Here is a 22,845-nt window from a genome sequence, read left to right as displayed (position 1 = left end):
GGTGGGGGCCGATGAGCGGATCACACGCCTCGGCGGCCGCTCACCGGCCCCCACCCGGCGGTGTGTCAGAGGCCGCCGGTGTGGAGCAGCAGATCGGGCGAGCCCTGGCCGAGGCCGGAGAGCACGTCGGGGGTGGCGGTGTCGGTCAGCCAGCGCGCGACGGCGGCGGGCGTGGCCGAGGGGTTCTCCTGCTTGTAGAGGGCGGCGACTCCCGCGACGTGCGGGCTGGCCATGGAGGTGCCGTTCAGCGCGACGGTCCCGCCGCCCAGCCGCGCGGAGACGACGTCGGCCCCGGGAGCGTAGAGCGAGAGACAGGAGCCCCAGTTGCTGAACACGGTCTCCCGGTCCAGACGGTCGCTCGCCCCCACCGTGACCACGCCGTCGGCCGCCGCCGGGGAGACGTCGCACGCGTCCCGGTCGTCGTTGCCCGCCGCCACCACCGGCAGCACGCCCGCGTCCGCGACGGCCTCGACCGCCGCGTCGACCGCGCGCGAACGGGCCCCGCCGAGCGAGGCGTTCAGGACGGCCGGGGCCGAGTCGGCCGCCGCGTCCTTGGCCACCCAGTCGAACGCGGCGATGATCCCGGCCCAGGTGCCCCGGCCCTGACAGTTCAGGACCCGTACGTTGACCAGGGAGGCGTCCTTCGCCACCCCGGAGACGGATCCTGCGACGGTCCCGGCGACATGGGTTCCGTGCCCGTTGCAGTCCTGCCCGTCACGGCCGTCCCCGACCACGTCGAAGCCGTTGACGACCCGGCCGCCGAACTCGCTGTGCGCGGCGTCGATCCCGGTGTCGACGACGTACACCTTCACCCCGTCGCCCGTGGCGGTGGTGGTGAAGGTGTTGTCCAGCGGCAGGGCGCGCTGGTCGATCCGGTCGGTGCCCCAGGTGGCCGCGGGCGCCCGGAGGAGGCCACCCGCCCTGGGCGCGCCCACGGCGACTTCGGCGTTCTCCTCGACGGCGACCACCCCGGGGACGGCCCGTACGGTCTCCAGCTCGGTGGCGGTGAGCGTCGCGGCGACCCCGTGCAGGACGTTTCCGTACGTGAACAAGGGGCGGAGCCCGAACTCCTCCAGGAACGTGTCCGGCGAGAGTTCGGGCTCCAGGGTGATGATGTACTGCCCGGGGACGGCCCGGGCGGAGCGCTCCACCGGGACCCCTTCCGGTCCGGAATCGGCGGTGGCCGGGGTGGTGGTGCCGATCAGCGGTGCGATCAGCAGCAGGGCGGCCGGGGCCCATCGGGCGCGCAGGCGCATGCAGGTCTCCTCGGGTGGGGGGCGTTCGCGGTACGGGTGCGCATCCGCGAAGCGTGAACACCCGTTCCTTCGTCCCCGCCCGTGCGGCGCCTTAACACGGGTTCAGCCGGACAGCGCAACGCCCGTCGTGAGCTCCAGACCGGCCAGTTCCCGGTCGGGGTCGGCCCCGGGACCGTGGTGCGTCCAGCTGCCGACCGCCACTTCGGCGGTGATGCCGGGCCCGAATCCGGCGATCAGCCCCTGGGCCGATGCGGCCGCGCCCCCGTCGTCGAAGAGGCGCGCGAGCGCGTCGAAGACGACGGAGCTGGCGATGTTGCCGCGTTCGGTGAGGGTGGCCCGGCTGTAGCGGAACATCTCCATCGGCAGATCGAGGTAGTGGCAGAGGTCGTCGAGGATGCGCGGACCGCCCGCGTGGATGATGAAGAAGTCCATGGCGGTCACCGACCAGCCGTGCAGGGCGACGATGTCCTTCAGGACCGGTGCCAGCATCTCCATGGTGCCGGGCACCCGCTTGTCCAGCAGGAAGTGGAATCCGGTGTCGCGGACGGCGTACGAGATCCAGTCCTCGGTGTCGGGCACCAGATGGGAGCCGTTGCGCTCCAGGCTCATACCGGTGCCGCCCTGCCCCCGGACGACGGCGGCGGAGACGGCGTCCCCGAACAGGCCGTTGGAGAGCAGCGATCCGACGCCGATGTCGGTGGGCTGGTAGCAGAGCGAGCAGAACTCGCAGGAGACGATGAGGACGTTGGCGTCGGGGTAGGCGCGGCAGAAGTCGTGCGCCCGGTTGATCGCCGCCCCGCCCGCCGCGCAGCCGAGCTGGGCGATGGGCAGTTGTCTGGTCTCGGGTCTGAACCCCATGGTGTTGATGAGCCAGGCGGTCAGCGAGGGCATCGTGAAGCCCGTACAGGAGACGTAGACGATGAGGTCGATGTCGGCCGGGTCGGTTCCGGCGTTGGCGAGGGCCTGCCGTACGACTTCGGGGACCCGGGCCTTGGCCTCGGCCTCGTACACCTGGTTGCGCAGCTCGAAGCCGGGGTGCTTGAGGGTCTCCTCGACCGGCTGCACCAGGTGCCGGGTCTGGACGCCGGTGTTCCGGATGAGCCTCAGGACGAGGTCGCGCTGGGGGTGCCCGTGGTGGGTCTCCCGGGCCAGCTCCAGGGTCTGCTGCATCGTGATGACGTGTTCGGGCACAGCGATGGCCGGTCGGCACAGGGTCGCCATGGGTTCTCCTCGTATCTGGGAGCGGAGGCGCCCGTCACCAGGTGACGGGCAGCGCGAGCGGGTAACGCCAGATGGACGTCGTGTTCCACCGGACGTCCTCGGGTTCGGCGTCGAGACGCAGGCCCGGGAAACGGGCCAGCAGCGTGGCGAAGGCCACCTCCAGCTCCATGGTGGCGAGCGGAGCGCCCAGGCAGTGGTGGGCGCCCCACCCGAACGTCATGTGCGGGATGGACGGCCGGTCGGGGTCCAGCTCGTCGGGGCGGTCGAACTTGGCGGGGTCCCGGTTGGCCGTCAGGTACGACACATGGACGATGTCACCGGCCTTGATGGTGACCCCGCCCAGCTCCACGTCCTCCATCGCGACGCGGGGGATGCCGACGCCCTTGCGGAAGGGGATGTACCGCAGCAGCTCCTCGATGGTGCGGGGCAGCCGCTCGGGTTCGGCCTGGAGCGTCTTCAGGAGCTGGGGCCGGGTGAGCAGGGTGTAGGCGATGTTGCCGAGCTGGTAGGTGGTGGTGTCCTGGCCGGTGATGAGCAGGACCATCGCCATGACGGCCAGCTCTTTGTCGTCGAGCAGTTCGGCGCCGTCGCGGGCGGTGGCGAGGGTGCTGATGAGGTCCTGGCCCGGGGAGCGGCGGCGCTCGGCGGTCAGCTCGGTGAAGTAGCCGCGCAGTTCGGCCTTGGCCCGTACGGCGTCCTCCTTGCCCGCCGCCCCGACGTTCATCATCGTCATGGCGTGGGCGCGCAGCCAGGGGCGGTCGGCCTCGGGGATGTCGAGCGCCTCGCAGATGGTGATCAGCGGCAGCGGCGAGGAGACCCGGGCGACGAAGTCGGCGGATGGGCCCTCCGCCTCCATCCCGTCGAGCAGCCGGTCCACGACGCGCTGGGTGCCCGCCCGCATCTGCTCGACGCGGCGCGGGGTGAAGCTCTTGGCGACCAGGCTGCGCAGCCTGCTGCTGGCGGGCGGGTCCATGAGGTTGATGGACTCGGCCTGGACGATCGGCTCCGGGGTCATCCGGGGGAAGTCCCGGCCGAGTACGGCACCGCGGCTGAAGCGCCGGTCGGTGGTGACCGTCCGGACGTCCTCGTAGCGGGTGACGAGCCATGCCTCGCCCTCTCCGTACGCCATACGGATGCGGGAGACGGGCTCCTCGGTGAGCAGTTCCCTGAGCTGGGGGTCGAACTCCAGTTGCTGTGCGAAGTCGAACGGACAGCTCCGTACGGTTTCCTTCTCGTGCACCGAGGCGTGCTGCACCGAGGCGTGTCGGACCGAGGTGTTCTCCACCGAGGTTTCTCCCAATGACCGGTTCGGGGTTTGAGACCGTCCCGGCTCCGGGCCCGGGAACAGACCTCCCCTGTGTCCCCCGTCACGTTGCGAAACATGCAGTCACGTTCCGCAGTCAGCCGATAGGGGGTGCCCGGCGGGTCATCCGGTCAGGACGTGATGGCGGCCGATCGGGAGCATCAGGGGGCGGCCCGAGACGGGGTCCTCGATGACGCGGCTGTCCAGGCCGAAGACCGCGCGGACGGTCTCCTCGGTCAGCACCTCGGCCGGGGGGCCTGCGGCGTGCAGCTTTCCGTCGGCGAGGGCGATGAGGTGGTCCGCGTACCGGGCGGCGAGGTTGAGGTCGTGGAGGACCATCACGATGGTGGTGCCGCGCGAGCGGTTGAGGTCGGTGAGCAGGTCGAGGACCTCGATCTGGTGGCTGGCATCGAGGAACGTGGTGGGTTCGTCGAGCAGGAGGAGGTCCGTCTGCTGGGCCAGGGCCATGGCGATCCAGACGCGTTGGCGCTGGCCGCCGGAGAGCTCGTCCACCGCGCGGTCGGCGAGCGGCTCGGTGGCCGTGGCCTCCAGGGCCGAGGCGACGGCGGCGTCGTCCTTCTCGTTCCAGCGGGAGAACATCGACTGGTGCGGGTGGCGGCCCCGGCCCACGAGGTCGGAGACGGTGATGCCCTCGGGCGCCACCGGGGACTGGGGCAGCAGACCGAGCGTACGGGCCAGTTCCTTGGCGGGAAGGCGGTGCACCTCCTTGCCGTCCAGCACGACACGGCCCTCGCGGGGTGCGAGCAGGCGGGACATCGAGCGCAGCAGGGTCGACTTGCCGCAGGCGTTGGCGCCGACGATGACTGTGACCGCGCCGGGCGGTACGGACAGGTCGAGCGAGGAGACGACCGTACGGTCTCCGTAGCCGAGGGTGAGGTGTTCGGCGGTCAGTTGGTGGTCGGTGGTCACAGCGAGCCTCCCGCCCGGTTGGTGCGGATGATCAGGTAGACGAGGTAGGGGGCGCCGAGGACGCCAGTGACGACGCCCACGGGGTAGCGCTCGCCGAAGGCGAACTGGCCGGTGAAGTCGGCGACGAGGACCAGCAGTGCGCCGACGAGCCCGGCGGGCACCAGCAGGGAGCCGCCCGCGCCGGTGATCCGGGCGGCGATGGGGCCCGAGAGGAACGCCACGAACGCGATGGGCCCGGCGGCCGCCGTGGCGAAGGCGATGAGCCCGACGGCGGCCACGATCACCGTGATCCGGGTGCGTTCGACCCGTACGCCGAGGGCGGAGGCGGTGTCGTCGCCGAGCTGCATCGCGGAGAGGCTGCGGGCCTGGCCGAGGAGGAGCGGGGTGAGGACGGCGGCCGCGGCGAGGGTGGGGACGACCTGGTCCCAGGCGGCTCCGTTGAGGCTGCCGGTCAGCCAGCGCATCGCCTCCTGGAGGTCCCATTCGGCGGCCTGGGAGAGGGTGTAGGAGGTGATGCTGTCGAGCATGGCGGAGATGCCGATACCGATGAGGATGAGCCGGGTGCCGACGACGCCGCCCCGGAACGCAAGGGAGTAGACGAGCAGGGCCACGCCGAGGCCTGCGGCGATGGCGAGGACGGAGACCTGTACCTCGCCGAGGGAGAGCGTGACGATCGCAATGGCCGCGGCGGCGCTCGCCCCGGAGCTGATGCCGATGATGTCGGGGCTGACGAGCGGGTTGCGGAGCATCGTCTGGAAGGTGACACCGGCCAGGCCGAAGCTGAATCCGGCCACCAGGGCGAGGGCGGCACGCGGCAGCCGGAGCCGGCCGACGGTGAAGGAGGCGCCCGGCACCTGTTCGCCGAGGATCACCCGCAGCACGTCACCGGGCGGGTAGAAGGTCCGGCCCGCCATCAGGGTCACGGCGAACGCGGCGAGGACGAGGACGGCCAGGGCCAGGATCACGCGGCGCCGTCGGGACGCGCCTCGGACACGGCGGCGGGTGGCGGCCGCGACGGACGCGGGGGCGGCCTCCCGCGCGGCCGGCCGGGTGAGGGCGGGGGCGCTCACAGGGCACGCACCTTCTGTCGGCGGACGATGTAGATGAAGAAGGGGGCGCCGATCAGCGCGGTGACGATGCCCACGTCGATCTCCGCCGGGCGCGCCACGATCCGGCCCACCACATCGGCGGCGGTGAGCAGGACCGCCCCCAGCAGCGCCGAGAGCGGCAGCAGCCAGCGGTGGTCGACGCCGACGAGCAGTCGGCAGGTGTGCGGGACCACAAGGCCGACGAAGGCGATGGGCCCGGCGACGGCGGTCGCCGCTCCGCACAGCAGTACGGCGCCGAGCGCGGCCACCGCCCGTGCCACGGCGACGCGTTCACCGAGACCGGCGGCCAACTCGTCTCCCAGTGCCAGCGAGTTGAGCGCACGCGCGGAGAGGAGACAGAGCACGAAGCCGACCGCGAGGAACGGCGCCACCTGTCCGATGCGCTCGAAGGAGGCGCCGCCGACCCCGCCGATCTGCCAGAGCCTGAAGCTTCCGGCGATGTCGTTACGGGGCAGGATGACGGCGCTGACGAGCGAGGCGAACGCGGCGGAGGTGGCGGCCCCGGCGAGCGCGAGTTTGAGCGGGGTGGCCCCTCCCCTGCCGAGGGTCCCCACGGTGTAGACGAACAGGGCGGAGAGGGCGGCGCCCGCGATGGCGACCCAGATGTAGCCGGTCGGTGAGGAGAGCCCGAAGAAGGCGACGGCGGTGACGACGGCGAGCGAGGCGCCCATGTTGACGCCGAGGATGCCCGGGTCGGCCAGGGGGTTACGGGTCACGCCCTGCATCACCCCTCCGGCGAGGCCCAGCGCCGCACCGACGACGACCGCGAGGACGGTACGGGGGATCCGCTTCGTGGCCGCCGCCTGCCCCAGGGTCTCGTCGGACCCGCCGAGCGCCGCCTGGATGTCGGCCCACGGAACCTCGCGCGAGCCGAAGGCGACGGACGCCACCATCACACCGGCCAGCGCCAGGACGGCGGCGAGGAGCCAGAGCGTGCGGACGCCCGCCGGACGCCGGGCCATGGTGGCGTCCGGCGGGCGCCGGTCCGTGGAAGCGGTCACTTGACCTTGTCCGCGGCCTCGGCGAGGGCGGCGGCGTAGTCGTCGAGCACGTAACTGATCGACAGGGGCGTCGGGTTGGCGGCGGTGGCCAGGGGCGAGCTGCCGGGCAGGAGGTAGGTGGAGCCCCGGTCGACGGCAGGGATCTTGGAGAGCAGCGGATCCTTGCTGATGGCCTTCAGCAGCTCGCCCGTGTCGTCGCCGTACCCGGTGATGATGTCGACGTCGTCGAAGGCGTCGATCTGCTCGGCGCTCTTGGTGAGGGCGAACTTCTGCGTGCCCTCGGACGCCTTCGCGATGCTGCCCGGGGTCGTCATGCCGAAGTCCTCGAAGAACTGCGTCCGGGTGTCGTGCGTGGTGTAGAAGCCGATCTCGCTGACGTCGTTGGGGTCGACGTGCGTCATGAACATCGCCGACTTGCCCTTGAGCTGCGGGTACTTGGCGGCGGTCTTCGCTATGTCCCCGTCGAGCTTCGTGATCAGCTTCTCGCCCTCGTCGGCGAGGCCGATGGCCTTGCTGTTCGTCCGGATGATCTCGCGCCACGGCGTCGCCCAGGCGGCGTCCGGGTAGGCGACGACGGGGGCGATCTCGCTGAGCGTTTCGTAGTCCTTCTTGGTCAGTCCGGAGTACGCGGCCAGAATGACGTCGGGCTTCGTGTCGGCGACGGCCTCGAAGTCGATCCCGTCGGTCTCGTCGAACAGCACCGGTGTCTTGGCCTTGAGCTCCTTCAGCCGCTCCTCGACCCAGGGCAGCACCCCGTCGTTGTCGTCGTCGCCGAAGTTGGCCGCGGCCATGCCCACGGGCACGACACCGAGCGCCAACGGCACTTCGTGGTTGGCCCAGTTGACCGTGGCGACACGCTTCGGCTCGGCGGGGATGGTGGTCTTGCCCAGGGCGTGCTCGACCGTCAGGGGGAAGCCGCCGGAAGCGCTCCCCCCGCCCTTGTTCTCGGCGTCGGTGGTCCCGCCGCAGGCAGCGACCCCGACGAGGGCGGCTGCCACGACGAGCAGGCGGAGGCGGTGTGAGGACATGGGTGAGTACCCGGCTTTCCGGAGGTTCGGGGTGCCGCTTCCCGCACGTCCGGGCGTGGGCTGCCGTCGTGGAGGGGTGCACTGCGGAGGCACAGCGGCTTAGGTAAGGCTTGCCTTCGCACTGTATGAGAGTCGGCCGGGCTGTCGCAATCAACCGTTTCAGACAGGCGTTGTAGCGATGAGGACACACGCGTACCGCGAGCCCATCCGGCGACGGACCACCGCTTCACGTCCGGCGCCTGCCACCGCGAGTGAGGCCCTTGACCCTCACGTGGCGTCAGGCCGCACAGTCGGTGCCATGGAGGATCACTGGACCGTGGGACGCGTGGCCGAGCTCGCCGGGATGGCCGACGCGATCAGTACCCGCGCCGAGCCGGTGCCCGTCCCGTGGGACTGCGCCGACGGCCTGTTCGAGGCGTACCGGCGTCGGCCGGAAGCGCACCTCGAAGATCACGTGCGCCGTGCGATGCCGGTGTGGACGAGGGGCGGACCGGAGGCCGATCGGCGGGCGGTACGGAGCCTCGGCGCCGGCCTCGGCTCCGCCCGGTGGACCGAGCGCGACAGTGACCTCAGCGGCCTCGACGCGGCGGATCTCGGCCTCCGCCCGCCCATCGCCTGACCGGCGGCGCGGTGTCAGGCGGGAACCGGCCCGGCCTCGGGGTACGGGCTCAGCATGGTGTCGAAGTAGCCCTCCGGGGCCTCCTCCAGGAAGGTCGGGAGGTTCTCCAGGAAGGCGCGCAGCGGCGGCGTCGCGTTGTGCCGGTCCAGGTCCTCCTGGGAGCGCCATACCTCGTACAGGAAGAAGCGGCCGTCCTCGTGCTCGTGAAGGTGGTACTGGAGATTGCCGGGCTCCTGCCGGGTGGGCTCCACGAAGGAGGAGAGGGTGCGCCGGACCTCGTCCGCGCGCTCCGGCCGGGGCCGCAGGAAACCGTAGAGGGAGATGGGGCGTTCGGTGTTCGTCATGGCCCTCACGCTAGGATCTGACACCCATGTGAGATTCAAGGGGTTTGTGAGGAGCACCACATGAAGATCGGTGAGCTCGCCGCCGCCACGGGCACCTCCGTCCGGCTGCTGCGCTACTACGAGGAGCAGGGCCTCCTGGAGTCCTACCGCCTCGACAGCGGCCACCGCCGTTACGGCGACAGCGCCCCCGGCGTGGTCCGGCGCATCCGCGCGTTGCTGGACGCGGGCCTGCCGACCCGGGTCATCCGCGACCTCCAGCCGTGCGTCCGCCAGGACGGCACCGTCGCCACATGCAAGCTGGACACCCTCCAGGAGCATCTGCAGGGCCTGGACGACCGGATCTCCGCGCTGTCGGAGACCCGCACCTCCCTCGCCGGGCTCATCTCCGCCACCCGGGCCGGGGAGTCGGCACTCGTGTAGGGCCGCCACCACCGGCCCTCGCTCCCGCCCGGTGGCATCCCCGGGCTCCCCCCGGCCGAAAAGTCCCGGGCTCACCCCGGCAGAAAGTCCCGGAGTCACCCCGGCCGAAAGGTCCCCGAGGTCACCCGGGCCGGAAAGTCCCCGGAGTCAGCCCCGTCGTCCGCCGGAAGGCCACGCCGAAGGCGCTCGCCGAGCGGTAGCCGACCTGTTCCGCCACCGACTCGACGTCCCAGCCCCGGGTCAGCAGGTCGATCGCGTGCTGGGCGCGGACCGCCGCGACCCAGCGTACGAAGCTCGTGCCCGTCTCGGCGCTGGAGGCGCGCGTGACCGTACGGGTGCTCACGCCGAGCTCGGACGCCCAGTCCGCCAGTGTCCGCGGGTCGGCCGGATTCTCGCGGACCGCGTCGGCGACCGGGCGCAGCAGCTCGGAGGTGGGGAGCTGGACGAGCAGTTCGCGGGGCGAGGGCGTGAGCACGTCGAGCACCAGCGCCTCGGTCGCGGCCCGCGAGGAGGGTGCGAGACCGGGTTCGCCGAGCCGTTCCAGGAGCAGGCGCAGCAGCGGCGTGATCTCCACGGCCACCGGCGTGTCGGAGATCGACGCGGTCGTACGGAAGCCGAAGAAGCTCGCCCGGAACCAGGTCCCCGCCGTCGCCGATCCGGAGTGCAGGGTCCCGGCGGGCATCCACAGTCCCAGAGCGGGTGTGATGGTCCAGATCCGTTCGCCGACCACCGCGCAGGAGGCGCCGCGCTCGTTCCAGAGCAGTTCGTGGAAGGGGTGGGAGTGCGCGTCCCAGAGTGTGTCGTGGGGGACGACCTCGTCGTAGCCCTGGATGACGAAAGGGGTGTCGACCGCACCGGGCGCGAGCGCGGGCAGCGATCTGGTCTCCCTGGTCATGGACGGTCCGGCCTCCCCGGTCGTACGGCGCGGACCCCGGCCGTACGGAAGCCGGGCGCGGCCGATGCGGTGCTCACCCGCTCAGCCTAGAAGGTCGCCGGGAGGCCGGTCCCGCCGCTCCCGGGGTGCGTACCGGCCACATCGGAGACCGGTCGGCCGGTACCGCACGGCGCGTGGGGGCGCTGCGCTCTCCCGCGCGCATCAACTCGACGTTTACAGCTAGGCAGTTACGTCCTTCAGGTGAACGGAGTCCGGCTTTCACCGTGCGGGCGGTCCCCCGGCCGGACAGTGGGTGGGCCGCCCGGGCAGCGGGCCCGGGGCGGCGGGACCATACGGCGAAAGGTGACGGATTCATGACCACTGAGGCCACCCGGCGGGTCGCGCTCGTCTTCTCCCTGCTCGACGCCAACGCCAACGGAGTCCTGGAGGCGGACGACTTCGATCTCATGGCCGACCGGGTCGTCCGGGAGGCGCACGCGTCGGACCAGGTGGCGAAGGACGCGATGCGTACGGCCTTCCGGCGGTACTGGACGACCCTGCTCAGCGAGCTCGACGCCAACGGGGACGGCGAGATCAGCTTCGAGGAGTACACCGCCTGCGTGCTCTCCCCGGAGCGCTTCGAGGCGACGATCGGCGTCTTCGCGGAGGCGCTCGCCGCGCTCGGCGACCCGGACGGCGACGGTCTGATCGAGCGCCCCCTCTTCGCGGCGCTGATGACGGCCATCGGGTTCGAACCCGCGAACATCGACGCGCTCTTCGACGCCTTCGACCCCTCGGACAGGGACCGCATCCGAGTGGAGACCTGGGTCGCCGGGATCAAGGACTACTACGCGCCGGACAAGGCCGGTATCCCCGGCGACCACCTGGTCGTCGGCACCCCGGTCTGAGCGGCCTTCGCCGGGACACCGACCGTCCCCGGCAACACCGCCATCCCTGGAACAACGACGAAGGAGCATGTTGAAACCGGTCATCGGACTCGCTGTGGGCCGTGGAACGGGACCAGAGGTCGCCGCCGTCTTCGAACGCGTACTGGGCACGCTGGCCCGGCTGCACGGGACGGAGATCGGCGTGTCGCGCTCTCCCCGGACCTACCACTCGTATGTGTCGCTCAAGGCGGAAGGAGACGTGGAGCGGGTCCGCCGGCTCACGGAGGAGGACGCCCAGCACTACGAGGAGTTCTGCCGCACCCAGGCCGCGCTCTCCACCGCGGCCGTCTTCCGTACGGCGATCAACGCGCAGTCCCTCTACCTGGTGCGCCAACGGCTCCAGGCCGTCAAGGTGGACGCCCTGCCGGCCGGGGACGGGGCGGCGGCCTCGCTGCTGCTGGTCCGCGACGAGGCGCAGGGCTTCTACACCGGGGAGAACCAGCACCTGGACGGGGTGGTCCGGCGGACCATGGAGTTCAGCCGCGGCCTCACGGAGAAGATCCTCTCCTACGCCGTGGGCCGAGCCTGGCAGCAGTGGCCCGATGCCGGTCCCGAGCGGATCGTCATGGCGTACAAGTTCCATCTGCTGGACGGCGCCCTGGACTCCTGGGTCACGGACATCGCCGCCCGGCACGACGTACCCGTCGAACTCTTCCAGCCCGACACGGTGAACCGGAACCTGATCACGCACGGGTTACCGGACCGTACGGTCGTGGTCGCGGGCAACGAGTGGGCCGACATCATGCATGTCGTCCTCCTCGACCGGTTCGGCTCCGACCGGCAGGAGAACCGCTGCACGGAGAACGTCCTTCTGCACCCCGACGTACGCGGGTTGACGGAGTATCAGACGGTGCACGGGTCCGCCGACGACCTGGAGGGGCTGGACCGGGTCAACCCGGTGGCGACCGTACGGGCCGCGGCGGCGATCGCGGAGCGGTACGGGGGGTGCGCGGGCGCGGCGGAGGCGGTCGAGCGGGCCCTGCTCTCCGTCACCGGGCGGGGCATCCGTACGCCGGACCTCGGCGGGCACCACTCCACGACGGCGGTGGTGGACGCCTTGCTGGAGGACCTTGCGGAGAACCTCTCGGGGGACCTGGAGCCGGAACAGCCTGTGCGGGAAGCCTCGTTCGCCTCGACCGTACGGGCAGAAGCCTCATGACCGCGCCGGGCGGGACCGCGCTCGTCGTCGTCGATCTCCAGAACGACTTCTGCGCGGGCCCGCGCGCCGCGTCCCGGTATCCGGGCGACCCGGCGCGCCTGGAGAGGGTCACCGCGAACACCGGCCGGGCGGTCGCGGCGGCGAGAGAGCGCGGCACCGAGGTCGTCTTCGTCCGCTTCCTCGGCGACACCCGCTACCAGGGCGACAGTTGGCGGCGGCGGGACGCGGCCCTCGGCAAACGGCCGAAGTGCCAGGAGGGTTCCTGGGGTGCGGAGTTCGCCGCCGGGGTGGAACCGGAGACGGGCGAGGCGGTCTTCACCAAGCGGGCCTGCTTCGACGCGTTCCTGGGTGAGGGGTTCGAGCGGCATCTCATCGGCCGGGGAACCCGACACCTCGTGTTCGCGGGGCTCTTCGCCGATGTCTGCGTGGACTCGACCGCGCGCACCGCCTTCCAGAAGGGGTTCCACGTCACGGTGCTGCGGGACTGCACGACCGCGCTCCATCTGCCGGACGAGCAGATCCTGAGCTTCATGGGCCGGGTGTACGGAGCCCGGATCACGACCGGCGACCAGGCCGAGGTGTGGTCGCGCACGCCCGGAGAGGAGGAGGACACATGCCCGGCACCGACACCGCCCAGCAGGACCGTGGCGTCGCCGGGGGCGTCGGGCTGACCGCGCTCATGGTGGCCGCCGCGCGGGCCGTGGAGACCCACCGACCCGACGCCCTGGCCCGGGACGTCTACGCGGAGCACTTCGTGCGCGCCGCGCGGGCGTCCGCCGACTGGCCGGTGCGGCCGGAGGAGGTTCCGGGCGGGGAGGCCGATCCGCTGTGGGGACGGCTGGGGCGCTACTTCGGCCTGCGGACCCGGGTGCTCGACGACTTCCTGCTCCGGCAGGCGTACGGCGGGGTGCGACAAGTGGTGCTGCTCGGCGCCGGGTTGGACACCCGGGCGCTGCGTCTGGAGTGGCCGCCCGGCTGCACGGTCTTCGAGATCGACCAGGAGGAGGTCCTCGCGTTCAAGCACGGGGCGCTGGATGCCCTGCCCGCCGGGGACGGGCCACGGGCGGTCCGGGTCCCCGTCGCCGCCGATCTGCGCCACGACTGGGGCGCGGCGCTGACCGGCGCGGGGTTCGACCCGTCCGCTCCGGCCGCCTGGCTCGCGGAGGGGCTGCTGCTCTACCTCCCGCCGGAAGCCGAACGGCGACTTGTCGACACGGTGGACCGGATGAGCCGGGCGGGCAGCTCCGTCGCGTACGAGGTGAAGCTCGGCATCGAGTCGGCGGCCGTCCGGCACAGCCCGGTCTACGCCGAGGCGAAGGAGCGCATCGGCGTCGATCTGCTGGCCCTGTTCGACGGGGAGCCCCGGCCCGACTCCGCCGCGGACCTCGCCGGGCGGGGATGGTCCACGACAGTCCGTACGCCCTTCCACTTCACCCGGCTGCACGGGCGCGGGCCACTGCCGGAGCGCCATGACTGCTTGGCGGCCAACCGGTGGGTCTTCGCGCGCAGACCCGGGCGCTGAGGGCTGCCGCCTGCTCACCGGCTGAGAACGGGGGCCTCGGGTCTCAGCCGGTGAGCAGGTCCGGGTTGCCCGCCAGTGCGGCGAGGCGGCCCTGCGGGTCCGGGACGAGGCGGCGTGCCGTCAGGTCCAGGACGCCGCCCACTCCGGTGATCTCGGCGGCCACCGTGCCGTCCTCCTTGAGGATCCGCTGCTCCAGGGTGAACGTCTTCCCCGTGCCGTAGTCGAAGCGGCAGGTGACCCGCACCCGCTCGCCGCCCCGCAGCTCCTGCCGGTACTTGACCGTGACCTCCAGCTGCACCGGGCCGATGCCGTCGGCCAGCAGCTTCTCCTGGGGGAGCCCGGCGGCCCGCAGCAGCTCCCAGCGGGCGTGTTCCGCGTACTGGAGATAGACGGCCTGGTTCAGATGGCCCTGGGTGTCGAGCTCGTAGCCGCGCACGGTCACATCAACGGAGAAGGTCATGACCGTGCGAACGCCCGCGCCCCGTGATCCATTCCGGCGGACGGTCCTGCCGCACCTCTTTACGGGCCTGTCATGCACCGGTAACTTCCACCCCGCAAGAGATTGCAGCAACATTCCGGCAGAGCTTTCCACCGGATCGATCGTGCGCACCACCGGACCGTGCTCATCCGCCGAACCCCGAGGCGCGTCAGGGTTCTCCCCTCCCCTGGAGACACGCATGAGACGCACCCCTCACCGATTGCCCGGCCGCCCGCTCGCGGCGGCCGTGGCGGCAGCCGGGCTGCTGGGACTCCTCACCGCCGCACCGCGGACCGCTCCCCCGCCGGTCGCCGAACCGGCCACCGCACCCGTCGCCGTCTCGGAATCCACGGCGACCGTCTTCTACTCCACGAAGAGCCGCAACTGGTCGGCGTACCACCTGCATTACGCCCCCGACGGCGGTTCCTGGACCACCGTGCCCGGTACTCGGATGACCTCGGCCTGCACCGACTGGGTCAGGCTGACCGTCCCCCTCGGCGGTGCGAGCGGCCTGAAGGCGACCTTCACCGACGGCTCGGGCACCTGGGACAACAACGCGGGCAGGAACTACGACCTGGGCACCGGGACCATCACCGTCAAGGACGGGGTCGTGGCACACAGCGACCCGTGTACGGGGACGGGCCCCGGCGAGCCGGACCCCGGCGGGCCGGACACCGCATCCGTCTACTACGCGACGTCGACGGTCGGCTGGTCCACCGTCAACCTCCACTTCCGCCCGCACGGCGGAGCCTGGACGGCGGTCCCGGGCCTCGGCATGGAGGCGGCCTGCACCGGCTGGGTGAAGCGGACGGTGGACCTGGGCGGCGCCACCGGCCTCCAGGCGGCGTTCAACAACGGCAACGGGGTCTGGGACAACAACAACGGCAACGACTACACCCTCCCGGCCGGGCTCACCACGGTGAAGGACCGCACGGTGACCGCGTCGGCGAAGGACCCGTGCGCGGCCGAGGAACCGGACACCGAGGCGCCCTCCGCTCCCACGGGCGTGAAGGCGGCGGCCGACGGGGTGTCGGTTCTGCTCACCTGGGAACCCGCCACCGACGACCGGGGAGTGACGGGCTATCAGATTACGCGGACCGGCGGCACGAAGGGCACGCTGGTCACCGACGTCGGCTCAACCGTCTTCGCGGACACCGGACTTGAGCCGAGGACCGCCTACCACTACACCGTACGGGCGCGCGACGCCGCCGGAAACGTCTCCGCCCCCTCCGCCCCGGCCACCGCCACCACCGGAGAGAAGCCGACGGCCCCGGCGACGGGCACACCGCTCGGCACCGATCCCCGCAAGGACCCGATCTACTTCGTGCTGACCGCCCGCTTCAACGACGGCGACCCCACGAACAACCGGGGCGGCAGCCAGCACGAGAAGTCCGGCAACGCGGCCAACGAAGACCCCATGTTCCGGGGGGACTTCAAGGGGCTGGTGCAGAAGCTCGACTACATCAAGGGGCTCGGCTTCTCCGCGATCTGGGTCACCCCGGTCGTCCTCAACCGCTCGGACTACGACTACCACGGCTACCACGGGTACGACTTCTACCGGGTCGACCCGCGCCTGGAGTCCGCCGGAGCCTCCTACCAGGACCTGATCAACGCCGCCCACGCCAAGGGGATGAAGATCTACCAGGACGTCATCCACAACCACTCCTCGCGCTGGGGCGCCAAGGGCCTGTTCACCCCGAAGACCTACGGGGTGCGCGACGCCCAGTGGAGCTGGTACTACGACGAGCGGAACGACGGCTTCGCGTACGACGGCCTCACCGTCGAGCCCAAGTCGGGGAAGTCGTACTACAACGGCGATCTGTGGTCCACGGCCGAGCCGACGGGCAACACCTGCGTGGGCTGGGGCACGCCCACCGGGCACACCTCACCGGAGGGCTACCGGATCTACAACTGCCAGTGGCCGAGCCCCACTTCGGGCATGTTCCCGAAGGCGCTCTACCACAACTGCTGGATCGGCAACTGGGAGGGCGAGGACTCCCGTTCCTGCTGGATCCACGACGACCTCGCCGACTTCAACACCGAGAACGCCCAGGTCCAGAACTATCTGATCGGCGCCTACAACAAGTACATCGACATGGGCGTCGACGGCTTCCGGCTCGACACGGCGGTGCACATCCCCCGCACCACCTGGAACCGCCGCTTCCTGCCCGCGATCCAGGAGCGGGTCACGCAGAAGTTCGGGGCCGAGGCGGCGGCGAACTTCTTCGTCTTCGGCGAAGTGGCCGCCTTCGTCAACGACAAGTGGAACCGGGGCTCGGTCAACCACTCCGCGCAGTTCTTCACGTGGAAGGAGCGCAAGGAGTACAGCGCGGACGACGAGAAGGCCGCCCTGGAGATGTACGACGACGAACAGCAGCAGGGCACGGGAGCGCAGCCCGTCTCCGACAACGCCTTCCTCAAGGGCAACGCCTACCACGCGCCGGACCGCAGCCGGTTCTCCGGGATGAACGTCATCGACATGCGGATGCACATGAACTTCGGTGACGCGCACAACGCCTTCCACAACGGCAAGGACTCCGACGACAGCTACCACGACGCCACCTACAACGTGGTCTACGTCGACAGCCACGACTACGGGCCCAACAAGAGCGCCGAGCGGTACACGGGCGGCACGGACGCCTGGGCCGAGAACATGTCGCTGATGTGGACCTTCCGGGGCATCCCGACGCTCTACTACGGCTCCGAGATCGAGTTCCAGAAGGGGAAGCAGATCGACTGCGGCCCCCGCTGCCCGCTGGCGACGACCGGCCGGGCCTACTTCGGGGACCATCTGGCGGGCGAGGTGACGGCCTCGGACTTCGGCAAGGTCTCCTCGGCCACCGGCAGGGTCGCGGAGACCCTCGCCGCGCCGCTGGCCCGCCATCTCCAGCGGCTCAACGAGATCCGGCGGGCCGTTCCCGCGCTCCAGATGGGCCAGTACTCCACGGAGGGCATCAGCGGCTCCATGGCGTACAAGCGGCGCTACACGGACACGGCGAGCGGCACGGACAGCTTCGCCCTGGTGACGGTCTCCGGGAGCGCCACGTACACCGGCATCCCCAACGGCACGTACACGGACGCCGTCACGGGCGACACCAAGGTGGTGAGCGGAGGCACGCTCGCCGTACCGGCGCCCGGGAAGGGGAACCTGCGTGTGTACGTCCTCGACCTCGGCGGGAAGAACGCCGCGCCCGGGAAGATCGGCACGGCGGGCCCGTATCTGAAGTAACACTCGATCCCGGGACCGCAGTTGCCCGGGGCTCACCCCGCGACCCGCCGCACCGTGCGCAGCAGGTAATCCTTGCGGTGCAGCGGGTCGTGGTCGGTGCGCGGGCGGGCCGGGGGTGGGCCGGTCACCGGGCGGTGGCCGGCGAAGGCGGACTCCAGGACGCCCTCGCCCCGGGTCAGCCCCGGCAGGAGCTGCTGGAGTTCATGGACCCGGGCCGCCGGGATCTCGCCCTCCAGGGTGCAGAGCGCCCCGTGCGTGCCGGGCGGTTCCGGTACGGCGTGGAGCCGGGCGAGGACCGGTACCAGGGCGCCGAAGGTGTCCGTGGGCAGCTCCAGGCGGAAGCGGTGCATCGGCTCGTAGACCTGGGTTCCGGCCCGGCGCAGGGCGTCCATCAGGACCAGGGGCGTCAGATTGCGGAAATCGCCCGCCGTGCTCGACATGCTTTTGTCGAACGTGCCGTGGGAATGGCTCTGCCGGGGCCAGTATCCGGAATGCGTCTGCGTGATGACGCAGTCGGTGACCTGCCAGCCGTGCATTCCCTGGCCCAGGGTGGAATGCACGGCCTCCTCGACCGCCCGCATCAGGGAATGGGGCATCGAGCCGAGTTCGACTTCGCGGCGGAATTCCACCCCGCTGCCGTACGGGGCCGGGTCGACGCGCAGTCCGACGGTGGCGAGGAAGGGGTTGGGGTCGGTGTCGATGAACTCGGCGGCCGACCCCGTACCGACCGGCCGTTCCAGGCAGATCGTCGTGGTCGCGCGGAAGGTGACGTCCACCCCGAACTCCTCGGCCAGGGTCGTCTGGATGACCTCCTTCTGCACCTCCCCGTAGAGCGAGAGGGACACCTCCTGGCGGAGGTCGTCGCGGCGGACGGCGATCAGGGAGTCCTGTTCGGCGAGGCGGCCGAGCGCGAGGTGCAGGGCGCCCCGGTTCTCCGGGCGGCGGGGGACGACGACCGTCTCCAGGGTGGGCGGGGCGAAGTGGCGTCCCCCGGCCTCCGCCCGCCCCTCCCCCACGCTGTCGCCGATGCGGATACCGGCCAGCCCCTTCAGCCTGCCGATCCGTCCGGCTTCGACACCGGGCACGGGCACTTCGCCGCCGTTCTCGAAGAGGCTGACCGCCGACACCTTGCCCTCGCCCTCCCGGCCGTCCGGGCTGCGGAAGCGCAGGACCTCGCGGGCGTGGACGGTCCCCTCGACCATGCGGACGTACGCGGTCCGCTCGCCGTTCGCGGTCCGGTCGACCTTGAACACCGTGCCCCGGGCCGGGGCCCCGGCGTCCCCCGTGGCGGTGGGCAGCAGCCCGGTGATGCCGTCGACCAGGGCGCCGATGCCCGCCCCGGTGGCTGCGGAGCCGAAGAAGACCGGGTGGACGAGGCACCGGGCGGTCTGGTCGGCCAGCGCTTCCAGGAGCCGGGCGTGGGTGAGGGCCGCCGGGTCGTCGACGTACGCCGTCAGCAGTCCGTCGTCGTGGCGGGTCAGCAGGTCGGTGAGCGTGCCGGTGAAGCCGGGGTCGGCCCCGGTGAACGGAGTGCTCGTGGCGGACCGGGTGCCGAGGTGCGCGGTCGAGCACATCGCGACGGTGTCCGGGGAGAGCCGCTCGGCGATGCTCGTCAGCAGCGAGCCGTACCGCGCCCCCGCCCGGTCGGTCTTGTTGACGAACAGCAGGGTCGGGATGCGGAGCCGGCGCAGGGTCCGCAGCAGGACGCGGGTCTGCGCCTGGACGCCCTCCACCGCCGAGACCACGAGCACGGCCCCGTCGAGCACGCCGAGGACCCGCTCCACCTCCGCGATGAAGTCGGGGTGGCCGGGGGTGTCGATCAGGTTGACCGTGGTGGCGCCCAGGGTGAAGGAGACGACGGCGGACTTGATGGTGATGCCGCGCCGGCGCTCCAGCGCGAGGGAGTCGGTGCGCGTACTGCCGTCGTCGACACTGCCGAGGGTGTCGATGACCCCGGCGGTGTGGAGGAGCCGCTCGGTCAGGCTTGTCTTACCGGCGTCGACATGCGCCAGAATTCCCAGGTTCAACGTGTGCACGGAGCTTCATGTCCTTGAGAGAAAGGTCAGTTTCTGTCGGGAGGGACACGAAGGCTGCGCGCATAATCGAACTCCTGGGTCGTACTGATGGCTTGCGGGGAGTAGATCAGGGGGCCGCCGGGAGCCGCAACCGGTTATTTTCCGCGCAGGTGCGGAAAGCGCCATTCGGTGCGGCTGCTCAGTGTTTCGCCGGGGCGCAGCACCGTGCTCGGGTGGGCGGGGCGGTTGGGCGAGTCGGGCAGGTGCTGGGTCTCCAGGCAGAGCGACCCGTGGCGTTCGTGGCGGCGGCCCGTGCCGTCGGTGAAGGCGCCGTCGAGGTGGTTGGCCGTGTAGACCTGGAGTCCGGGTTCGGTGGTCCAGAGTTCCAGGGTGCGCCGGCCGTCGGGGGCGGTGAGGCGGGCGGCGCGGCGGAGGGCCCCGGAGTCCTGGTCGCGCAGCACCCAGCAGTGGTCGAAGCCTTGGGCCAGGGCCAGTTGGGGGTGGGACAGGGCCAGACGTTCGCCCACCGGGTGTGCGGTGGTGAGGTCGAACGGGGTGCCGGTGACGGGGGCGAGGGGGCCTTCGGGGATGGAGTCGGCGTCGACGGGGAGGTAGTGGTCGGCGTCGACTTGGAGGGTGTGGCCGAGGATGTCGTCTGCGCCGAGGTTGAGGTAGGCGTGGTGGGTGAGGTTGACGACGGTGGGGCGGTCGGTGACGGCCGTGTACTCCAGGGCGAGGGTTCCGGCGGTGTCGAGGGTGTAGGTGGCGGTGACGTCGAGCGCGCCGGGGAAGCCCATGTCGCCGTGGGGGCTGTGCAGGGTGAGGCGGAGGCGCGCGGCGGAGTCCGTACGGTCGGCGGTGGCCGCCCAGACCCGGGTGTGGAAGCCGTCGGGGCCGCCGTGCAGGGCGTGGCCCCGGTCGTTGGCGGGGATGTGGTGCGTGGTGCCGTCGAGGGTGAAGCGGCCGTGGGCGATGCGGTTGGCGTACCGTCCGACGATCGCCCCGAAGTAGGGGTTGTTCTTGTCGGTGTAGTCGTCGAGGGCGGGCAGCGAGCGGACGACCGGGCCGGGGACTCCGTCGGTGTCCGGCACGGTGAGGCTGTGCAGGACACCGCCGTACGTGAGTATCTCGGCCCGGACGCCGGTGCCGGAGTCCAGGGTCCAGAGGCCGGTCTCGCTCTGCCCGTGGGCGCGGCCGAACGGTTTGCGGTGCACGGTGGGCATGAGGGGTTCCTTGGGGGTGCGGCAGACGGCGGTGTGACGGCAGGGCCTAGCGGACCGGTGCGGTGGATTCGCGCAGGACGAGGCGGTGGCCGGGGCGGGCCCGCCGGGGTTCGGCGACCGGGGTGCCGGCGAGGCGTTCGACGAGGCTGTCGACGGCGAGCCGGGCGATGGCCGTCTTGTCCGGTGCGATGGTGGTCAGGGTGGTGGTCCCGTACCGGCTCTCCTCGATGTCGTCGAAGCCGACGACGGCGATGTCGCCCGGGATGGTGAGGCCGCGCTCGGTGATGGTGCGCATGGCGCCGATGGCGATCAGGTCGTTGTACGCGAACACGGCGTCGGGCCGCTCCCCCCGCTCCAGGAGCGAGGCCATCGCGGCGGCGCCGTCCTCCCTCCCGTAGCCGTCGGTGACGACGACCAGGGACTCGTCGGGGGCGATGCCGGAGGCGGCCAGCTCCTCGCGCCAGCCGCGCAGCCGCAGATGGGCGGGCTGACGTTCGCGGCCGGTACGGGAGCCGAGGAAGGCGATCCGGCGGTGGCCGAGGGCGATGAGGTGGGCGACGGCCTCGCGGGCGGCGGCCACGTTGTCGATGGCGATGTGGTCGTACGGGGCCTCGTACTCCCGCTCCCCCAGCAGCACCAGCGGTGCCGTCTCCGTCCGGGCCATCAGGTCCTCGGTCTCCAGGTGGATGGGGCTGAGGATGAGCCCGTCGATGACATGGGACCGGAACCCCTGGCTGACCAGCAGCTCCTTCTCGCGCAGGCCGCCGGTGTGGTCGACCAGGACGGTGTAGTCATGGCGGGCGGCCGCGTCGACCACCTCACCGGCCAGCTCCGCGAAGTACGGGTTGCCGAACTCGGGCACGGCGAGCGCGATGATGCCGGTGCGGCCCTTGCGCAGATGGCGGGCGGTGAGGTTGGGCCGGTAGCCCAGCTCGTCGATGGCCTGCTGCACCTTGGCACGCATCTTGGGGGTGACGTGCTGATAGTTGTTGACCACGTTCGACACGGTCTTGATGGACACGCCCGCCCGTTGAGCCACGTCCTTGAGGCTGACGCCCACGGCACTCCTTGTACTCGGTTCGACTCATCCCTGCCCGGCGCGTCCGGTCCGTCCGGTTCAGGTGGTTCTCCGGCTGCGCGCGAGGTAACGCTGCGCCACCACGACAACGATAAGGAAACCGCCGCTGACCACCGACTGGTACGAGGAGTTGAGCGAGCCGATCTGGTTGATGAGGTTCTGGATCACGGCGAGCAGCAGAACGCCCCAGAGGGTGCCGCTGACCGAGCCCGCGCCGCCGATGAGGAGCGTGCCGCCGATGACGACGGCGGAGATCGCGTCCAGCTCCATGCCGACGCCGACGATGGTGACGCCGGAGGAGAGGCGGGCGGCGTTCAGCGCTCCGGCGAGTCCGGCGAGCAGTCCGCTGAGGGTGTAGACGAGGATCTTCGTACGGGCGACGGGCAGGCCCATGAGTGTGGCCGCGTCGCTGCTGCCGCCGACGGCGAACAGGGTCTGTCCGAACGAGGTCCGCTGGAGCAGCAGTCCGCCCGCCCCGAAGAGGACGAGGGCGATGAGGATCGGGTAGCCGAAGCCCTGGACGCTGCCCTGGCCGAGCTCGGCGAAGGCGGAGTCCTTCGGGACCAGGTAGGTGGTGGCGCCCTCGTCGGTGAAGGCGAGCAGCATGCCGCGCGCCGCGAGGAGGGTGGCGAGCGTGACGATGAAGGGAGCTATGTTCGCGCGGGCGATGAGGAGGCCGTTGACCAGCCCGATCGTGGAACAGACCACGAGGGGTACCAACAGGGCGGCGAGGAAGCCCCATTGCGAGGCCCAGGCGGCCAGGACACCTCCGAGGGCGAAGACGGAGCCCACGGAGAGGTCGATGCCGCCCGTGATGATGACCAGGGTCATGCCGAGGGCGACGATCGCGAGGAAGGACGCCTGGACGGTGACGCCCCGCGCGTTGTCCACGCCGGCGAAGGTCGGGTAGACGAACGAGGCGATCAGGATCACGGTCAGCAGGACCGCGAGGGCGCCTTGTCGCTGGACGAGTTCGCCGATCCGGGAGCCGGTGGAGCGCTCGGGCCGGGGTTCGGAGCGCGAGGGTGCGTTCTTGAGCGGCGCCGGCACCTGAGGGGCCGGGGCGGGGGCGGTGGTGTTCTTCATCGG

The 22,845-nt window shown here is 71.2% G+C and carries 20 protein-coding genes and 1 pseudogene; 7 read left to right on the top strand and 14 right to left on the bottom strand.

The window, feature by feature from the left end; translation table 11 throughout:
• Window positions 1–65: 65 nt before the first annotated feature.
• The 7 genes from ACFW9Z_RS14900 to ACFW9Z_RS14870 form a co-directional block, all read right to left on the bottom strand.
• Window positions 66–1,256 carry a S8 family peptidase gene (locus ACFW9Z_RS14900; RefSeq protein ID WP_384639728.1) on the bottom strand — a complete coding sequence of 397 codons (1,191 nt, stop codon included), beginning with the start codon at window positions 1,254–1,256 and terminating at the stop codon, window positions 66–68.
• Between the two features lie 102 nt (window positions 1,257–1,358).
• On the bottom strand, window positions 1,359–2,492 hold the full coding sequence (locus tag ACFW9Z_RS14895) for a type III polyketide synthase (protein WP_384640015.1): 1,134 nt from the start codon (window positions 2,490–2,492) through the stop codon (window positions 1,359–1,361).
• A gap of 19 nt (window positions 2,493–2,511) precedes the next feature.
• Window positions 2,512–3,732 carry a cytochrome P450 gene (locus tag ACFW9Z_RS14890; RefSeq protein ID WP_384640012.1) on the bottom strand — a complete coding sequence of 407 codons (1,221 nt, stop codon included), beginning with the start codon at window positions 3,730–3,732 and terminating at the stop codon, window positions 2,512–2,514.
• 171 nt (window positions 3,733–3,903) lie between these two features.
• Window positions 3,904–4,710 (bottom strand): ABC transporter ATP-binding protein, encoded by an 807-nt coding sequence (locus tag ACFW9Z_RS14885; protein WP_384639725.1) that lies wholly within the window; start codon window positions 4,708–4,710, stop codon window positions 3,904–3,906.
• Window positions 4,707–5,780: a FecCD family ABC transporter permease gene (locus ACFW9Z_RS14880; RefSeq protein ID WP_384639722.1), complete on the bottom strand. Its 1,074-nt coding sequence runs from the start codon at window positions 5,778–5,780 to the stop codon at window positions 4,707–4,709. The genes ACFW9Z_RS14885 and ACFW9Z_RS14880 overlap by 4 nt, the downstream gene beginning before the upstream one ends.
• Window positions 5,777–6,781 carry a FecCD family ABC transporter permease gene (locus ACFW9Z_RS14875; RefSeq protein ID WP_384640009.1) on the bottom strand — a complete coding sequence of 335 codons (1,005 nt, stop codon included), beginning with the start codon at window positions 6,779–6,781 and terminating at the stop codon, window positions 5,777–5,779. The genes ACFW9Z_RS14880 and ACFW9Z_RS14875 overlap by 4 nt, the downstream gene beginning before the upstream one ends.
• A gap of 35 nt (window positions 6,782–6,816) precedes the next feature.
• Window positions 6,817–7,848 carry an iron-siderophore ABC transporter substrate-binding protein gene (locus ACFW9Z_RS14870; protein WP_384639719.1) on the bottom strand — a complete coding sequence of 344 codons (1,032 nt, stop codon included), beginning with the start codon at window positions 7,846–7,848 and terminating at the stop codon, window positions 6,817–6,819.
• Window positions 7,849–8,182: 334 nt separating this feature from the next.
• Here ACFW9Z_RS14870 and ACFW9Z_RS14865 point away from each other — a divergent pair.
• Window positions 8,183–8,467 (top strand): annotated as a pseudogene (locus ACFW9Z_RS14865) (MerR family transcriptional regulator); the annotation flags it as partial.
• A gap of 14 nt (window positions 8,468–8,481) precedes the next feature.
• On the opposite strand, the gene ACFW9Z_RS14860 reads toward ACFW9Z_RS14865, so the two are convergent.
• Window positions 8,482–8,811: a putative quinol monooxygenase gene (locus tag ACFW9Z_RS14860; RefSeq protein ID WP_384639716.1), complete on the bottom strand. Its 330-nt coding sequence runs from the start codon at window positions 8,809–8,811 to the stop codon at window positions 8,482–8,484.
• Between the two features lie 60 nt (window positions 8,812–8,871).
• Between ACFW9Z_RS14860 and ACFW9Z_RS14855 the strand changes: the two genes are divergently transcribed.
• On the top strand, window positions 8,872–9,231 hold the full coding sequence (locus tag ACFW9Z_RS14855; RefSeq protein ID WP_384639714.1) for a MerR family transcriptional regulator: 360 nt from the start codon (window positions 8,872–8,874) through the stop codon (window positions 9,229–9,231).
• A gap of 121 nt (window positions 9,232–9,352) precedes the next feature.
• Here ACFW9Z_RS14855 and ACFW9Z_RS14850 read toward each other — a convergent pair whose 3' ends face one another.
• A complete protein-coding gene (locus ACFW9Z_RS14850) occupies window positions 9,353–10,126 on the bottom strand; it encodes a helix-turn-helix domain-containing protein (RefSeq protein ID WP_384639711.1) in 774 nt (257 codons plus the stop codon).
• Window positions 10,127–10,479: 353 nt separating this feature from the next.
• Between ACFW9Z_RS14850 and ACFW9Z_RS14845 the strand changes: the two genes are divergently transcribed.
• The 4 genes from ACFW9Z_RS14845 (at window position 10,480) to ACFW9Z_RS14830 (ending at window position 13,733) form a co-directional block, all read left to right on the top strand.
• A complete protein-coding gene (locus tag ACFW9Z_RS14845) occupies window positions 10,480–11,013 on the top strand; it encodes an EF-hand domain-containing protein (protein WP_384639708.1) in 534 nt (177 codons plus the stop codon).
• A gap of 67 nt (window positions 11,014–11,080) precedes the next feature.
• Complete coding sequence (locus tag ACFW9Z_RS14840; protein WP_384639705.1) at window positions 11,081–12,211, top strand: isocitrate/isopropylmalate family dehydrogenase; 1,131 nt, start codon at window positions 11,081–11,083, stop codon at window positions 12,209–12,211.
• Complete coding sequence (locus tag ACFW9Z_RS14835; RefSeq protein ID WP_384639702.1) at window positions 12,208–12,882, top strand: cysteine hydrolase family protein; 675 nt, start codon at window positions 12,208–12,210, stop codon at window positions 12,880–12,882. Before ACFW9Z_RS14840 ends, ACFW9Z_RS14835 begins: the two co-directional genes overlap by 4 nt.
• The gene (locus tag ACFW9Z_RS14830; protein WP_384639700.1) at window positions 12,825–13,733 is read left to right on the top strand and encodes a class I SAM-dependent methyltransferase; all 909 of its coding nucleotides are present in this window, start codon (window positions 12,825–12,827) and stop codon (window positions 13,731–13,733) included. The genes ACFW9Z_RS14835 and ACFW9Z_RS14830 overlap by 58 nt, the downstream gene beginning before the upstream one ends.
• Window positions 13,734–13,776: 43 nt before the next feature.
• Here ACFW9Z_RS14830 and ACFW9Z_RS14825 read toward each other — a convergent pair whose 3' ends face one another.
• Window positions 13,777–14,193 (bottom strand): acyl-CoA thioesterase, encoded by a 417-nt coding sequence (locus ACFW9Z_RS14825; RefSeq protein WP_384639697.1) that lies wholly within the window; start codon window positions 14,191–14,193, stop codon window positions 13,777–13,779.
• Window positions 14,194–14,410: 217 nt separating this feature from the next.
• Between ACFW9Z_RS14825 and ACFW9Z_RS14820 the strand changes: the two genes are divergently transcribed.
• Window positions 14,411–17,440: a carbohydrate binding domain-containing protein gene (locus tag ACFW9Z_RS14820; protein ID WP_384639694.1), complete on the top strand. Its 3,030-nt coding sequence runs from the start codon at window positions 14,411–14,413 to the stop codon at window positions 17,438–17,440.
• A 32-nt stretch (window positions 17,441–17,472) separates the two neighbouring features.
• On the opposite strand, the gene ACFW9Z_RS14815 is transcribed toward ACFW9Z_RS14820, so the two are convergent.
• The 4 genes from ACFW9Z_RS14815 to ACFW9Z_RS14800 form a co-directional block, all read right to left on the bottom strand.
• Complete coding sequence (locus ACFW9Z_RS14815; protein ID WP_384639691.1) at window positions 17,473–19,476, bottom strand: GTP-binding protein; 2,004 nt, start codon at window positions 19,474–19,476, stop codon at window positions 17,473–17,475.
• 134 nt (window positions 19,477–19,610) lie between these two features.
• Window positions 19,611–20,678 (bottom strand): aldose epimerase family protein, encoded by a 1,068-nt coding sequence (locus ACFW9Z_RS14810; protein ID WP_384639688.1) that lies wholly within the window; start codon window positions 20,676–20,678, stop codon window positions 19,611–19,613.
• A 46-nt stretch (window positions 20,679–20,724) separates the two neighbouring features.
• On the bottom strand, window positions 20,725–21,738 hold the full coding sequence (locus ACFW9Z_RS14805) for a LacI family DNA-binding transcriptional regulator (RefSeq protein WP_384639685.1): 1,014 nt from the start codon (window positions 21,736–21,738) through the stop codon (window positions 20,725–20,727).
• Window positions 21,739–21,795: 57 nt separating this feature from the next.
• Window positions 21,796–22,842, bottom strand: coding sequence for an ABC transporter permease (locus ACFW9Z_RS14800; RefSeq protein WP_384639682.1), 1,047 nt, complete (start codon window positions 22,840–22,842; stop codon window positions 21,796–21,798).
• Window positions 22,843–22,845: the final 3 nt, after the last annotated feature.

The organism is Streptomyces sp. NPDC059452, assembly GCF_042750035.1.
Taxonomy (GTDB): domain Bacteria; phylum Actinomycetota; class Actinomycetes; order Streptomycetales; family Streptomycetaceae; genus Streptomyces.
This window is presented reverse-complemented; position numbering and strand designations above follow the sequence as displayed.

Excerpts from the sequence above, each read along its gene's own strand:
- ACFW9Z_RS14900 (WP_384639728.1), bottom strand. The coding sequence starts at position 1,256 with ATGCGCCTGCGCGCCCGATGGGCCCCGGCCGCCCTGCTGCTGATCGCA.
- ACFW9Z_RS14875 (WP_384640009.1), bottom strand. The coding sequence starts at position 6,781 with ATGGCCCGGCGTCCGGCGGGCGTCCGCACGCTCTGGCTCCTCGCCGCC.
- ACFW9Z_RS14870 (WP_384639719.1), bottom strand. The coding sequence starts at position 7,848 with ATGTCCTCACACCGCCTCCGCCTGCTCGTCGTGGCAGCCGCCCTCGTC.
- ACFW9Z_RS14860 (WP_384639716.1), bottom strand. The coding sequence starts at position 8,811 with ATGACGAACACCGAACGCCCCATCTCCCTCTACGGTTTCCTGCGGCCC.
- ACFW9Z_RS14855 (WP_384639714.1), top strand. The coding sequence starts at position 8,872 with ATGAAGATCGGTGAGCTCGCCGCCGCCACGGGCACCTCCGTCCGGCTG.
- ACFW9Z_RS14850 (WP_384639711.1), bottom strand. The coding sequence starts at position 10,126 with ATGACCAGGGAGACCAGATCGCTGCCCGCGCTCGCGCCCGGTGCGGTC.
- ACFW9Z_RS14845 (WP_384639708.1), top strand. The coding sequence starts at position 10,480 with ATGACCACTGAGGCCACCCGGCGGGTCGCGCTCGTCTTCTCCCTGCTC.
- ACFW9Z_RS14840 (WP_384639705.1), top strand. The coding sequence starts at position 11,081 with ATGTTGAAACCGGTCATCGGACTCGCTGTGGGCCGTGGAACGGGACCA.
- ACFW9Z_RS14835 (WP_384639702.1), top strand. The coding sequence starts at position 12,208 with ATGACCGCGCCGGGCGGGACCGCGCTCGTCGTCGTCGATCTCCAGAAC.
- ACFW9Z_RS14830 (WP_384639700.1), top strand. The coding sequence starts at position 12,825 with ATGCCCGGCACCGACACCGCCCAGCAGGACCGTGGCGTCGCCGGGGGC.
- ACFW9Z_RS14825 (WP_384639697.1), bottom strand. The coding sequence starts at position 14,193 with ATGACCTTCTCCGTTGATGTGACCGTGCGCGGCTACGAGCTCGACACC.
- ACFW9Z_RS14820 (WP_384639694.1), top strand. The coding sequence starts at position 14,411 with ATGAGACGCACCCCTCACCGATTGCCCGGCCGCCCGCTCGCGGCGGCC.
- ACFW9Z_RS14810 (WP_384639688.1), bottom strand. The coding sequence starts at position 20,678 with ATGCCCACCGTGCACCGCAAACCGTTCGGCCGCGCCCACGGGCAGAGC.
- ACFW9Z_RS14800 (WP_384639682.1), bottom strand. The coding sequence starts at position 22,842 with ATGAAGAACACCACCGCCCCCGCCCCGGCCCCTCAGGTGCCGGCGCCG.